The sequence below is a fragment of the Rossellomorea vietnamensis NBRC 101237 genome (genome assembly GCF_001591825.1).
Lineage (GTDB): Bacteria > Bacillota > Bacilli > Bacillales > Bacillaceae_B > Rossellomorea > Rossellomorea vietnamensis.
This window is the reverse complement of the sequence record NZ_BCVQ01000010.1, coordinates 55343-68743: the sequence shown is the minus strand read 5'-3', so window position 1 is coordinate 68743 and position 13401 is coordinate 55343. Positions and strand designations below refer to the sequence as shown.

The following is a 13401-nucleotide window of genomic DNA, read 5'->3' as shown; positions in this document are numbered from 1 at the left end:
ATTTCCCCTTTTATGCTAAAATGCAAAGGTAATCATTTAAAGATGTTCGGAGGTTGCCTTTGTGTATTATTATTTAGTGGCTTTGGTTGTAATTGGACTGGATCAATTAACAAAATGGTTGGTTGTAAGAAGAATGACCGAGGGAGAAAGCATTTCGATCATAGATAATGTCTTTTATCTTACTTCTCATCGGAATCAAGGTGCAGCATGGGGAATACTCCAAGGACAAATGTGGTTTTTTTACATTATTACATTAATAGTGATTGTAGGTATCGTGTATTATATGCAAGTCCATGCAAAAGGACATTCATTGTTTAGTCTGAGTCTTGCTTTCATGCTAGGCGGTGCAATTGGAAACTTTCTTGACCGTGTCTTCAGAAAAGAAGTGGTCGATTTCTTAAATACATACATCTTTTCCTATGATTTCCCGATTTTTAATATTGCCGATGCAGCATTAACCATTGGAGTAGCACTGTTACTGATTTATATGTATTTAGACGAACGAAAAGCAAAGAAGGAGAACAAAAATGGAAGTAATTCAGCACAACATACTTGAGGAAAACCAGGGAGAACGAATTGACAAGGTCGTTAGCCAGTTGAATAAGGATTGGTCCCGTTCCCAGGTTCAACAATGGATAAAAGAAGGTCATATTAAAGTAAATGAAGAAGCGGTGAAACCTAACTTCAAGTGTCCGTTGAATGCAGTCATCACTGTATCGATTCCGGAACCGGAAGAATTGGACGTAGAGCCGGAAGATCTTAACCTTGATATCGCCTATGAAGACGGGGATGTCATCGTCGTAAATAAGCCGAAAGGGATGGTCGTCCACCCTGCACCGGGTCATTATTCAGGAACAATGGTGAATGGATTGATGCATCACTGCAAGGACCTGTCAGGAATCAATGGCGTGCTGCGACCAGGTATTGTACACCGTATTGATAAGGATACATCTGGATTGCTGATGGTGGCGAAAAATGACATGGCTCATGAGCATTTGGTGAATCAGCTTGTGGACAAGTCCGTTACCAGAAAATATACAGCCATCGTACATGGCCTGATCCCCCACGAATACGGGACGATCGATGCGCCGATCGGCAGGGATCCTAAAGACCGCCAAAGTATGGCTGTCGTGGATAATGGCAAACAAGCGGTCACGCATTTCAAGGTGCTGGACCGATATAAAGATTTCACCCTCGTTGAATGTGAACTGGAGACAGGCAGAACCCATCAAATCCGTGTGCATATGAAATACATCGGTTTCCCGCTCGCGGGTGATCCGAAATATGGCCCGCGAAAAACGTTAAGCATTGAAGGACAGGCCCTTCATGCAGGTGTGCTTGGGTTTGTCCATCCCAGAACGGAAGAATATATGGAGTTCCATGCGGAGTTACCCGAAGAATTCACGAAATTGGTTAAGCACCTTGAAAATAACCGTTGACAAATTTCGACCTTGCCTTTATGATAGTGTTAATTGAATAAGTAACCTTTAATACGGTCCCGTGAGGCTGAGAAGGAGCAGTGTACGACCAAAAATTCTTTGGCGTGCAATCAGATCATAACGATAAGTGTGCCCTCTCATCTCTGCGGTGAGAGGGATTTTTTATTGAAATAAAAGAAAATGAGGTGGCGAAAATGACAAAGAAAGCAACAGTACTGGATCAACCCGCCATTCGAAGGGCGCTCACACGGATCGCCCATGAAATCATCGAACGAAACAAAGGAATTGAAGATTGCATTTTAGTCGGCATCAAAACAAGGGGCATTTATATTGCCAATCGATTAGCCGAGCGGATTCATGCGATTGAAGGAGAAGAAATTCCGGTCGGAGAAATCGACATCACCCTATACCGTGATGATTTAACGACGAAAACAGAGGATCATGAACCAGAAGTGAAGGGTTCTGACCTTCCGGTTGATATTACAAACAAGAAAGTCATTTTGGTGGATGATGTCCTATTCACTGGAAGAACGGTCCGGGCCGGGCTCGATGCCTTAATGGATCTCGGAAGGCCAAGTCAGATTCAACTGGCTGTGCTGGTTGACCGTGGACATAGGGAATTACCGATACGGGCGGATTTCGTCGGGAAGAATATTCCGACATCAAGCTCTGAGAAGATCATGGTCGCATTATCAGAAGTCGACCAGGAAGACATAGTTGCCATACACGAAAAAGAATAATGGAAGTCCTTTTAAGAGTGGTCCAGTGAGGCTGACAAAGGATGGGAATGAAGGTAGAATCATGCCTTCTTATACCCTCTTTGTGCCCTCTTTAGGATAAAGAGGGTTTTTTAATGGGTAAAAATGGGTATTGGAGGAGGAAATAAACATGAATCAAAATCAACAAGTCGTGTTAGACGTAGAAGAAGTACCTAATATAGGAAAATGGATTACACTTAGCATACAACATCTATTCGCCATGTTCGGGGCAACGGTGCTGGTCCCGTTCCTGGTTGGATTAAGCCCTGGGGTTGCTTTGATCTCAAGCGGGCTCGGAACACTTGCCTATCTCCTGATCACGAAGGGGAGGATCCCTGCTTACCTTGGATCGTCATTCGCTTTCATCGCACCGATCCTCGCTGCCAAGAGCCTGGGAGGACCGGAAGCTGCCATGATGGGAAGCTTCCTTGCAGGGATTGTATATGGAATCGTCGCGCTGCTCATATCAAAGCTTGGATTGAAATGGCTGATCAGGATCCTCCCTCCGGTTGTGGTAGGGCCCGTCATCATGGTGATCGGATTGGGTCTTGCCGGAACGGCCGTCAATATGGCCATGTATGAAAATCCCGGAGCAGAACAATTGGTTTACAGTAACACGCACTTCATGGTGGCTCTTGCCACATTGGGAATCACGGTCATCTGTTCGATTTACTTCAAAGGATTTCTCGGGATGGTCCCGATTCTTGCAGGTATCATCGGAGGATATGTCATCGCGGTTTTCGCAGGGCTGGTGGATTTTCAACAGGTAATCGATGCTCCATTCTTCCAGATGCCGGACTTCTTTGTCCCCTTTGTGGACTACACTCCGAGCTTCTCATGGGAAATCGTAGGGATCATGGTTCCTGTTGCACTTGTCACCCTGGCAGAACATACAGGGGACCAGATGGTATTAAGTAAGGTCGTAGGACGAAATTTCATTGAAAAGCCGGGTCTTCACCGCTCCATCCTTGGGGACGGGGTAGCGACTGTGATCGCCTCCTTCCTGGGCGGGCCGCCAAATACTACGTACGGTGAAAACATCGGGGTGCTTGCCATTACACGGGTGTTCAGCGTATTTGTCATCGGCGGCGCGGCGGTACTTGCCATCATGTTTGGATTTGTCGGCAAGATAACGGCCTTGATCGGTTCGATCCCATCAGCGGTCATGGGTGGGGTATCCATCCTGCTGTTCGGGATCATCGCTTCAAGTGGACTCCGCATGTTGATCGATAACAAAGTAGACTTAGGGAACAAGCGTAATTTAGTCATCTCGAGTGTCATCCTGGTCATCGGAGTCGGAGGGGCATTCGTAAAGATCAACGAGCAGGTTTCCTTATCTGGGATGGCCCTTGCAGCAATCGTTGGGGTGTTCCTGAACCTTGTCCTGCCGGGCAGGGAAGAAAGTGAAGGAAGTAACAACTTATTCGAAGAAGAGAAGGCTAAGCAAGATGTTGCATAAATAGAAACACCTTTTAACATGGTCCAGAGAGTCTGAGAAGGGTGAATTTGAACAAGACATGCGGGATTTTTCCGCACTGTCACTGTAAGTATGTTCAAAAACACCCTGTCAGTAAGATGACAGGGTGTTTTTTTTGGAAGAGAAGAGAGAGAAAGGGTTGTCTCATGATGAAGAACTTGTTGACGATGAATGACTTATCAAAAGAAGAAATCATTCACATACTGAATCAGGCGGAACGGTTTCAAAAGGGTGAAACCTGGGAGTCACGGACCGGGAAATACGCGGCCAATCTTTTCTTCGAAGCAAGTACACGTACAAAATGCAGCTTTGAGATGGCGGAAAGGAAACTTGGTCTTGAAGTCATTCCCTTCGAAGCCCAAACATCAAGCATCCAAAAAGGTGAAAGCCTGTATGATACGGTGAAAACATTAGAGAGCATAGGAGTCGATACGGTCGTCATCCGTCATTCACTTGAACGCTACTTTGATCAACTGGCCCCTCTTAACATAAGTGTGATCAATGGCGGGGATGGGTGTGGAAATCATCCGACTCAATGTTTGCTAGATCTGTTGACCATCCATCAGGAATTTGGCCGATTCGAGGGAATCAAGGTATCCATAATCGGAGATATCGCCCATAGCAGGGTCGCCAGGTCGAATGCGGAAGCACTGACAAAACTCGGGGCAGAGGTCTATTTCTCAGGCCCAAAAGAATGGTTCAAAGCAACAGACCGACATTGCTATTTGCCTATAGATGAATGCATAACCGATTCTGATGTCATCATGCTTCTACGTATCCAGCATGAACGTCACGCGATCACTTCGACCCTGACGAAAGAAGAATACCATGAAAGCTTCGGACTGACGGAATCCAGGAAAGACAGGATGAAACCATCCGCTATCATCCTTCATCCTGCACCTGTCAACCGTGGTGTGGAAATAGCCGACTCATTGGTCGAATGTGAGCAATCAAGGATCTTCAAGCAGATGGAAAATGGAGTATACGTGAGAATGGCCGTTTTAAAAAGAGCACTTGAAATCAACTGATTAGGGGGAATCTGAAATGAATTGGTTAATCCGGAATGCAAGAATAGTAACGAAGAATGGTGATCTTGAGACTGTAGATGTAAAGGTGGAAGATAAGAAGATCATCGAGATCGGTTCAGGGCTTAAAGGGAAAGATCATGAGGAGTTTGAAGCAGAAGGGTCAGTGATTTCACCAGGCTTTGTCGACCTGCATGTCCATCTGAGAGAACCGGGCGGAGAACATAAGGAAACCATTGAAACGGGAACGAAATCAGCAGCAAAGGGTGGTTTCACCACCATAGCGGCAATGCCCAATACCCGACCTGTACCCGACTCGGTGGAAACTCTTCAGTCCCTGAATCAGAAGATCTCTGAAACAGCGAGTGTCCGGGTGTTACCGTATGCTGCCATCACGGAAAGACAAATCGGGAATACGCTTAATGACCTACCATCATTAAAAGAAAACGGGGCATTTGCATTCACAGACGACGGGGTAGGGGTACAATCAGCGGACATGATGTATCAAGCCATGAAGATGGCAGCCGGAATCAATGCCTCAATCGTCGCCCATTGTGAAGAGAACACCTTGATTTACGGAGGAGCGGTCCATGATGGGACATTCTCCAGAGAACATAATCTGCCAGGCATTCCTTCCATCTGTGAAGCTGTACATATATCCAGGGATGTGCTATTAGCTGAAGCAGCCGGGGTACACTACCACGTCTGCCATATATCGACAAAAGAATCTGTCCGGGTGGTCAGGGATGCGAAGAAGGCCGGTATCAACGTGACGGCTGAGGTGACACCTCATCATCTTCTGCTCTGTGAAGACGATATCCCGGGGCTTGACCCAAATTTCAAAATGAATCCTCCTCTCAGAAGTAAAGAGGATCGACAGGCTCTTATAGAGGGTCTCCTGGACGGAACGATCGATTTCATCGCCACCGACCATGCGCCCCATACGGAAGCCGAAAAGTCGGAAGGGATGCAGCTCGCTCCGTTCGGAATCGTCGGGTTGGAAACCGCCTTTCCGCTCCTTTATACAAACTTTGTGGAAAAAGGGATCTTCTCTCTGAAGCAGCTTATTGACTGGATGACCATCAAACCAAGTGAAGCATTTAATCTTCCGTTTGGACTACTTGAAGTAGGAGGAGAAGCAGACTTTACGCTCATCGATTTGCATGAAAAAAAGGAAATCAATCCGGCTGGATTTTTGTCCAAAGGGAAAAACACGCCATTCAAAGGATGGGAATGCAAAGGATGGCCGAAAGCAACTTTTTATCAAGGATCTCTTGTATGGAATGAAGGAGGAAACGAACAATGAAAAGACAACTCATTTTAGACGATGGAACGGTTTTCGTGGGAGAAGGATTCGGAGCAAATGAAGAAAGTATAGGTGAAGTGGTATTCAATACGAGCATGACCGGCTACCAGGAAATCCTTTCAGATCCATCCTACTGCGGCCAGCTTGTCACCTTGACGTATCCCCTTGTAGGGAACTACGGCATCAACCGGGACGATTTTGAATCGATCACCCCGGCCATCAAAGCGTTCATTGTGAGAGAAGTGGCGGACTTCCCTTCTAACTGGAGAAATGAATCAACATTGGATGAATTATTAAAAATAAAAGGAATTCCCGGAATATCAGGGATCGATACGAGAAAGTTAACCAGGATCATCAGGAAGCATGGAGCCATGAAAGGCATTATTTGTTCAGCTGAACTGGATTCCGGGGCAATGCTTGATAAGCTGCATGGGACAGATTTACGAACAGATCAGGTCAAACAGGTTTCTACGAAGACGGCCTATGCAAGCCCTGGAAGAGGTTACCGTGTAGTGTTGATGGATTTCGGGATGAAGCACGGGATTCTAAGGGAATTGAACAAACGTGATTGTGATGTGATTGTGGTTCCTTATGATACTTCAGCGGAAGAAATCAGACGCCTGCAGCCTGACGGGATCATGTTATCGAATGGTCCGGGGGATCCGAAAGATGTACCCCAGGCGATTGAAACGATCAAGGAATTGCTTGGTGAAATTCCACTCTTTGGTATCTGCCTCGGACATCAATTATTTGCCCTGGCGTGTGGAGGGGACTCTTTCAAAATGAAATTTGGACATCGTGGCGGCAACCATCCTGTCAAAGATTTAAAATCCGGAAAGGTCGCACTGACTTCACAGAATCACGGCTATGCAGTCGATGAAAAATCTTTAGCCGGGTCGAGATTACAGGTCACTCATCTGGCCATAAATGATGGAACGGTAGAAGGATTGAAACATTTGGACTATCCGGCCTTTACGGTGCAATATCACCCTGAAGCATCTCCGGGACCTGAGGATTCCAACTACTTATTCGATGATTTCCTGCAATTGATGAAAGAAGAGAAAAGAAAGGAGCTTCAACATGCCTAAACGTACAGACATTAAAAGCATCTTGGTTATCGGAAGCGGACCTATCATCATTGGACAAGCGGCGGAGTTTGACTACGCCGGAACACAAGCCTGCATCGCACTGAAAGAGGAAGGTTACAGGGTCATCCTCGTAAATTCCAATCCTGCCACGATCATGACAGACGCTGAAATGGCAGATAAAGTATACATCGAACCATTGACACTTGAATTCGTCAGCAGGATCATCCGTAAAGAACGTCCGGATGCGCTGCTGCCTACATTAGGTGGCCAAACGGGATTGAACATGGCTGTTGAACTTGCCCAGTCCGGGGTCTTGGAAGAATGCGGAGTTGAAATCCTCGGGACGAAGCTATCTGCCATCGAGAAAGCGGAAGACCGTGATTTGTTCAGGAACTTGATGAATGAAATGGGAGAACCGGTTCCGGACAGTGAAATCATCCATTCCCTGGATGAAGCCTATCAATTTGTGAATGAAATTGGGTATCCGGTCATTGTCCGTCCAGCTTATACCTTGGGTGGAACCGGAGGGGGAATCTGTCACAACGAAGACGAATTGGTCGAGATTGTAAGTTCGGGACTGAAATACAGCCCTGTCACACAATGCCTTCTGGAGAAAAGCATTGCAGGCTTCAAAGAGGTAGAATACGAGGTTATGCGGGATGCAGCCGATAACGCCATCGTGGTATGTAATATGGAGAATATAGATCCGGTGGGGATCCATACGGGAGACTCCATCGTGGTAGCACCAAGTCAAACATTAAGCGACCGTGAATATCAAATGCTCCGGAATACAAGTCTGAATATCATCCGCGAGCTGGGAATCGAAGGTGGCTGTAATGTCCAGCTGGCCCTCGACCCTGACAGCTTCCAGTATTACATCATAGAAGTCAATCCCAGGGTGAGCCGTTCATCTGCCCTGGCATCCAAAGCGACCGGCTATCCGATTGCAAAACTTGCAGCGAAGATCGCCGTCGGCCTGACCTTGGATGAAATGATGAATCCTGTGACGGGTAAAACGTATGCATCATTCGAACCTGCACTGGATTATGTTGTGACGAAAATCCCAAGATGGCCTTTTGATAAATTTGAAGCGGCCAAACGAAACCTTGGTACCCAGATGAAAGCAACCGGAGAAGTGATGGCAATCGGCCGGACCTTCGAAGAATCACTACTGAAAGCGATCCGCTCCCTTGAAAGCAATACGTATCATATGGAATTGAGTGACGCGGATCAATTTACGGACGAATGGATTGAGAAAAGGATCAGAAAAGCAGGGGATGAGCGCCTCTTCTATATCGGCGAAGCGCTGAGAAGGGGAGTGACAATCGAGACCATCCATGAATGGAGCAAAATCGACCTCTTCTTCTTATATAAGATGAATAGAATCATAGAGTTTGAAAAAGAATTGGCGTTGAACCCCTTCAACCCTGAGCTTGCAGAAAAAGCGAAGCGCATGGGCTTCTCGGATATCACCATGGCACGTTTATGGGAAAGCTCTGAAGCGGATGTCTATACGTGGAGAAAAGAGCAGGACCTTATCCCGGTATATAAAATGGTAGATACCTGTGCGGCAGAGTTCGAATCTGAAACTCCCTACTTCTACGGCACTTATGAAGATGAGAATGAATCAAGGGTCACAGAACGTGAGAGTGTCATCGTCCTCGGTTCGGGACCGATCAGGATCGGACAGGGAGTGGAGTTTGATTATGCGACCGTTCACTCTGTTTGGGCCATTAAGGAAGCGGGTTATGAGGCCATCATCGTCAATAACAATCCCGAAACGGTCTCGACCGACTTCAGTATCTCGGACAAATTATATTTCGAGCCACTGACGGTGGAAGATGTCATGCACATCATCGACCTGGAAAAGCCAAAGGGAGTCGTCGTCCAGTTTGGTGGACAAACGGCCATTAATCTGGCAGATGAGCTGGTGAGAAGAGGCGTCAAGATTCTGGGTACTTCACTTGAGGATCTCGATCGCGCAGAGAACCGCGATAAATTCGAGCATACTCTGAATGAGCTCGGCATTCCTCAACCCGAAGGTAAAACGGCAGTTTCCGTAGAAGGGGCACTTGAAATAGCAAAAAGCATCGGTTACCCGGTATTGGTAAGACCTTCGTACGTACTCGGAGGACGGGCAATGGAGATTGTTTACAGGGAAGAAGAACTTCTTCAATACATGAAAAATGCAGTAAAGGTCAATCCACAGCACCCGGTATTGATCGACCGTTATCTGATCGGCAAGGAGATCGAGGTGGATGCCATCTCAGACGGATCAGACGTAGTCATCCCGGGGATTATGGAGCATATCGAACGTGCGGGAGTTCATTCAGGGGATTCCATCGCCGTGTATCCTCCTCAGCAACTCACACAGGAACAGAAACAAACCATTATCGATTATACGACGAGACTGGCAAAAGGGTTGAACATTATTGGATTACTGAACATCCAGTATGTTATTTCAAAAGGCGAAGTATACGTCCTGGAAGTGAATCCCCGTTCCAGCCGGACAGTGCCATTCATCAGTAAAATCACAAATGTCCCAATGGCGAATATTGCAACCAAGTCCATCCTTGGTATATCCCTGAAAGATCAAGGATATGAATCAGGACTGGTTCCTGAAAAACAGGGTGTGTACGTCAAAGTCCCGGTCTTCTCCTTTGCCAAACTTAGACGGGTGGACATAACTCTCGGACCTGAAATGAAATCTACTGGGGAAGTAATGGGGAAAGATCAGACATTGGAAAAGGCACTTTACAAGGGGATGGTCGCTGCAGGTATGCAAATGAAGGAATACGGCTCCGTACTCATGACCGTGGCAGATAAAGACAAGGATGAAGCAGTCCTCCTGGCACAACGGTTTATCGATATCGGCTATCAAATCCTCGCAACGAAGGGTACGGCAGAGCATCTGGCCAAGGCAGGTATCACGGTCCGTGAAGTGGATAAGATCGGATCCAGCGGTCCTACATTATTGGATATCATCCAAAGCGGTGAAACCCAGCTTGTCATCAATACATTGACAAAAGGAAAACAGCCTGCCCGGGATGGATTCAGAATTCGAAGGGAATCGGTCGAAAACGGCATTCCATGTCTTACGTCACTGGATACTGCTGAAGCCATCCTGAGAGTGATTGAATCTATGACTTTTTCAGCAGAGGCACTTGACTCACTACCGAAAGTGAAAGAGGCGGTTTATCAATGATCGTTAACGAAAACATGGTTGTGCTTTCTCATGAACGGATAGCTGAAAACATTTATGAACTCGTTCTTCAAGGGAGCCTGGTGGATGAAATAAAGGCCCCGGGACAGTTCGTTCATGTGAAAGTCGGGACGGGAATAGACCCATTACTGAGAAGGCCGATTTCCATCGCCTGCCACGATCCTGAACAACATACCATGACCCTGATCTACCGGGCTGAAGGGAAAGGGACACGACTCCTTTCCCTGGTGGATCGTAGTGATAGGGTCGACGTGTTGGGACCTTTGGGTAATGGTTTCTCCGTGGATGGCCAACGTAAGACCGCACTGTTAATAGGTGGAGGGATTGGCGTTCCTCCCCTCTACGGTCTTTCCAGGAAGCTTGTAGAAAGCGGTTGGGAAGTGAAGCACATTCTTGGTTTTCAAAATGAATCAGTGAGCTTTTATGAAGATAAGTTCGGGGAACTTGGGCTAACATATGTTGCCACTGTAGACGGCTCCCTTGGAAGTGAAGGATTTGTAACAGATGTCATCTCTGAAGAGAAGCCGGACTTTGATGTGTTTTATTCCTGTGGACCGACACCCATGCTGAAAGCTCTTGAAAGGCAATTGGAGGGCAAACGCGGTTTTATCTCATTAGAAGAGCGGATGGGATGCGGAATCGGGGCTTGTTTCGCCTGCGTATGTCATAAACAGGATGATCCTGAAGGGTCGAGTTACGTAAAGGTTTGCAGTGACGGACCGGTATTTCCAGTAGGGGCGGTGCTTTTATGAAATCATTACAAATCGAATTGCCAGGCTTGTCTTTGAAGAACCCGGTCATGCCGGCATCAGGCTGCTTTGGTTTCGGTCGTGAATATAGTCAGTTTTATGATTTGAGCGAGCTTGGAGCGATCATGATCAAAGCGACGACGGAAGAGGCCCGCTTTGGAAATCCTACTCCAAGGGTTGCTGAAACAAACGGGGGGATGCTGAATGCAATCGGGTTACAAAACCCCGGACTCAAAGGTGTGATGGAAAACGAACTTCCATGGCTTTCACAATTTGATGTACCGATCATTGCAAACGTGGCAGGTTCCCAAGTGGAAGATTATGTGGAAGTGGCAAGGGTCATTTCTTCTGCTGAAAATGTAAAGGCACTTGAACTCAATATCTCCTGTCCCAATGTCAAAACGGGAGGAATCGCTTTTGGGACCATCCCTGAAGTGGCTAAGGAGTTGACTGAGAAGGTTAAAGAAGTTTCACAGGTCCCGCTGTATGTGAAATTATCTCCGAATGTCTCCAATATCGTCGACATGGCCAAGGCTGTAGAGGCAGGTGGGGCGGACGGTCTGACCATGATCAATACACTCCTTGGGATGAGACTGGATATGAAGACGGGCAAGCCGGTTCTTGCGAACAAGACCGGCGGATTATCCGGCCCAGCCATTAAACCGGTTGCCATCAGGATGATCTATGAAGTGAGCCAGCAGGTGGATCTCCCGATTATAGGGATGGGGGGAATACAATCAGCTGAAGATGTGATTGAATACTTCTATGCAGGAGCCAGTGCCATCGCAGTCGGGACGGCAAATTTCGTTGACCCATTCGTATGTCAGCGGATCATCAATGAGTTACCGCCTCTACTTGAAGAGCTCGGAGTCGAACATATATCCGAATTAACCGGAAGGAGCTGGGGGAAACATGAATCGTGCACCGTTCATAGCACTTGATTTCCCGACATGGGAGATGACTTCAACCTTCCTGGATCAATTTTCAGAAAGTCTGAATGTGAAAGTTGGAATGGAGTTGTACCTTCAAAATGGTCCGGTGATCATTGAGAAGATATTAAATAAAAATCATCGGATTTTCCTGGACCTGAAGCTTCATGATATCCCTCATACAGTATACGGAGCCATGAAAGGACTTGCAGGATTCGATTTGGAGCTAGTCAACGTCCATGCTGCAGGCGGCAGCATGATGATGGAAAAGGCGCTGGAGGGTCTCCATGCCGGAACCCCTGCCAATCATAAGCGCCCAAATCTGATCGCCGTCACACAACTGACCTCGACAACGGAAGAACAGATGCAAGAAGAACAGCTTATCCACACGACCATCAATGAGTCCGTCCTGCATTATGCCACTCTTGCAAAGCATGCGGGACTTGATGGGGTGGTATGTTCACCACACGAATCGGGTCTGATAAAAGAACATTGCGGGAATGATTTTTTACGGGTCACTCCCGGGATCAGGTTAGCAGAAGATCACATAGGAGATCAAAAAAGAGTCACTACACCGCAAATGGCGAAAGAAATGGGTTCTTCCTACATCGTCGTTGGAAGAAGCATTACAGGTGCTGCGAATCCGGTCCTTGCTTATGAACGGATCGTACATGAATGGGAGGGCAAAGAATGAAACATGAAATCGCAAAGAAATTACTCGACATCGAAGCCGTATTTTTAAACCCGACGGAGCCATTTACTTGGTCATCCGGCATAAAGTCACCGATTTATTGTGATAATCGACTGACACTTTCGTATCCTTCAGTGCGGGACAGCATTTCAACAGGACTGTCCGAGTTGATCCGAAAGCACTTTCCGGAAGCGGAAGTCATCGCAGGAACAGCGACGGCGGGAATTCCACATGCCGCGTGGGTGAGCGAGAAATTAAATCTTCCCATGTGTTATGTCCGGTCAAAGCCTAAAGCCCATGGAAAAGGAAAGCAGATTGAAGGGATCGCGGCACCGGGACAAAAGGTTGTCGTCGTTGAAGATCTGATCTCCACGGGAGGCAGCTGTATAACTGCGGTTGACGCCTTAAGAGAAGCGGGATGTGACGTATTAGGGGTGGTTGCGATCTTCACATATGAATTGGAAAAAGGGAAAAGAATGCTTGAAGAACAAAACATTACATCCTATGCCCTCTCTGATTATTCAAGCTTACTTGAGGTAGCGGTCCAAAATGAGATCATCCGTGAAAGTGAATGGGAACAATTGAAGCTTTGGAGAAAAGACCCTGAGACATGGGGGATGTAAAGGGGAAAGCAACTCGTTTTTTGAGTTGCTTTTTGTCATTCTTCCAAATAAAAACACTTTCATCCGGTGGAATCATTACTGGATGAAAGTGCA

At 46.9% G+C, this 13401-nt stretch carries 12 protein-coding genes; all 12 read left to right on the top strand.

Annotated elements, in window-relative coordinates; translation table 11 throughout:
* Positions 1 to 61 precede the first annotated feature (61 nt).
* The 12 genes from lspA (at position 62) to pyrE (ending at position 13308) form a co-directional block, all read left to right on the top strand.
* Complete coding sequence (lspA, locus tag BVI01S_RS07785) at positions 62 to 556, top strand: signal peptidase II (RefSeq protein WP_034755807.1); 495 nt, start codon at positions 62 to 64, stop codon at positions 554 to 556.
* Positions 528 to 1439, top strand: coding sequence for an RluA family pseudouridine synthase (locus tag BVI01S_RS07780; protein WP_034755805.1), 912 nt, complete (start codon positions 528 to 530; stop codon positions 1437 to 1439). The genes lspA and BVI01S_RS07780 overlap by 29 nt, the downstream gene beginning before the upstream one ends.
* 194 nt (positions 1440 to 1633) lie before the next feature.
* Positions 1634 to 2179 (top strand): bifunctional pyr operon transcriptional regulator/uracil phosphoribosyltransferase PyrR, encoded by a 546-nt coding sequence (gene pyrR, locus BVI01S_RS07775; protein WP_034755802.1) that lies wholly within the window; start codon positions 1634 to 1636, stop codon positions 2177 to 2179.
* A gap of 148 nt (positions 2180 to 2327) precedes the next feature.
* Positions 2328 to 3656, top strand: coding sequence for a solute carrier family 23 protein (locus BVI01S_RS07770; RefSeq protein ID WP_061809823.1), 1329 nt, complete (start codon positions 2328 to 2330; stop codon positions 3654 to 3656).
* A gap of 167 nt (positions 3657 to 3823) precedes the next feature.
* The gene (locus BVI01S_RS07765) at positions 3824 to 4702 is read left to right on the top strand and encodes an aspartate carbamoyltransferase catalytic subunit (RefSeq protein WP_061809841.1); all 879 of its coding nucleotides are present in this window, start codon (positions 3824 to 3826) and stop codon (positions 4700 to 4702) included.
* Positions 4703 to 4718: 16 nt separating this feature from the next.
* Entirely contained in the window at positions 4719 to 6005 is a 1287-nt protein-coding gene (pyrC, locus tag BVI01S_RS07760; protein ID WP_061809822.1) for a dihydroorotase, read from the top strand.
* A complete protein-coding gene (locus BVI01S_RS07755) occupies positions 6002 to 7093 on the top strand; it encodes a carbamoyl phosphate synthase small subunit (protein ID WP_156029913.1) in 1092 nt (363 codons plus the stop codon). Before pyrC ends, BVI01S_RS07755 begins: the two co-directional genes overlap by 4 nt.
* Positions 7086 to 10298, top strand: a complete 3213-nt coding sequence (carB, locus tag BVI01S_RS07750) for a carbamoyl-phosphate synthase large subunit (protein WP_034755794.1) — start codon at positions 7086 to 7088, stop codon at positions 10296 to 10298. Before BVI01S_RS07755 ends, carB begins: the two co-directional genes overlap by 8 nt.
* Complete coding sequence (locus tag BVI01S_RS07745) at positions 10295 to 11068, top strand: dihydroorotate dehydrogenase electron transfer subunit (protein WP_061809821.1); 774 nt, start codon at positions 10295 to 10297, stop codon at positions 11066 to 11068. Before carB ends, BVI01S_RS07745 begins: the two co-directional genes overlap by 4 nt.
* Positions 11065 to 12006, top strand: coding sequence for a dihydroorotate dehydrogenase (locus tag BVI01S_RS07740; RefSeq protein ID WP_034755789.1), 942 nt, complete (start codon positions 11065 to 11067; stop codon positions 12004 to 12006). Before BVI01S_RS07745 ends, BVI01S_RS07740 begins: the two co-directional genes overlap by 4 nt.
* On the top strand, positions 11978 to 12688 hold the full coding sequence (gene pyrF / locus BVI01S_RS07735) for an orotidine-5'-phosphate decarboxylase (protein ID WP_061809820.1): 711 nt from the start codon (positions 11978 to 11980) through the stop codon (positions 12686 to 12688). The genes BVI01S_RS07740 and pyrF overlap by 29 nt, the downstream gene beginning before the upstream one ends.
* A complete protein-coding gene (gene pyrE / locus BVI01S_RS07730; RefSeq protein ID WP_061809819.1) occupies positions 12685 to 13308 on the top strand; it encodes an orotate phosphoribosyltransferase in 624 nt (207 codons plus the stop codon). The genes pyrF and pyrE overlap by 4 nt, the downstream gene beginning before the upstream one ends.
* Positions 13309 to 13401: the final 93 nt, after the last annotated feature.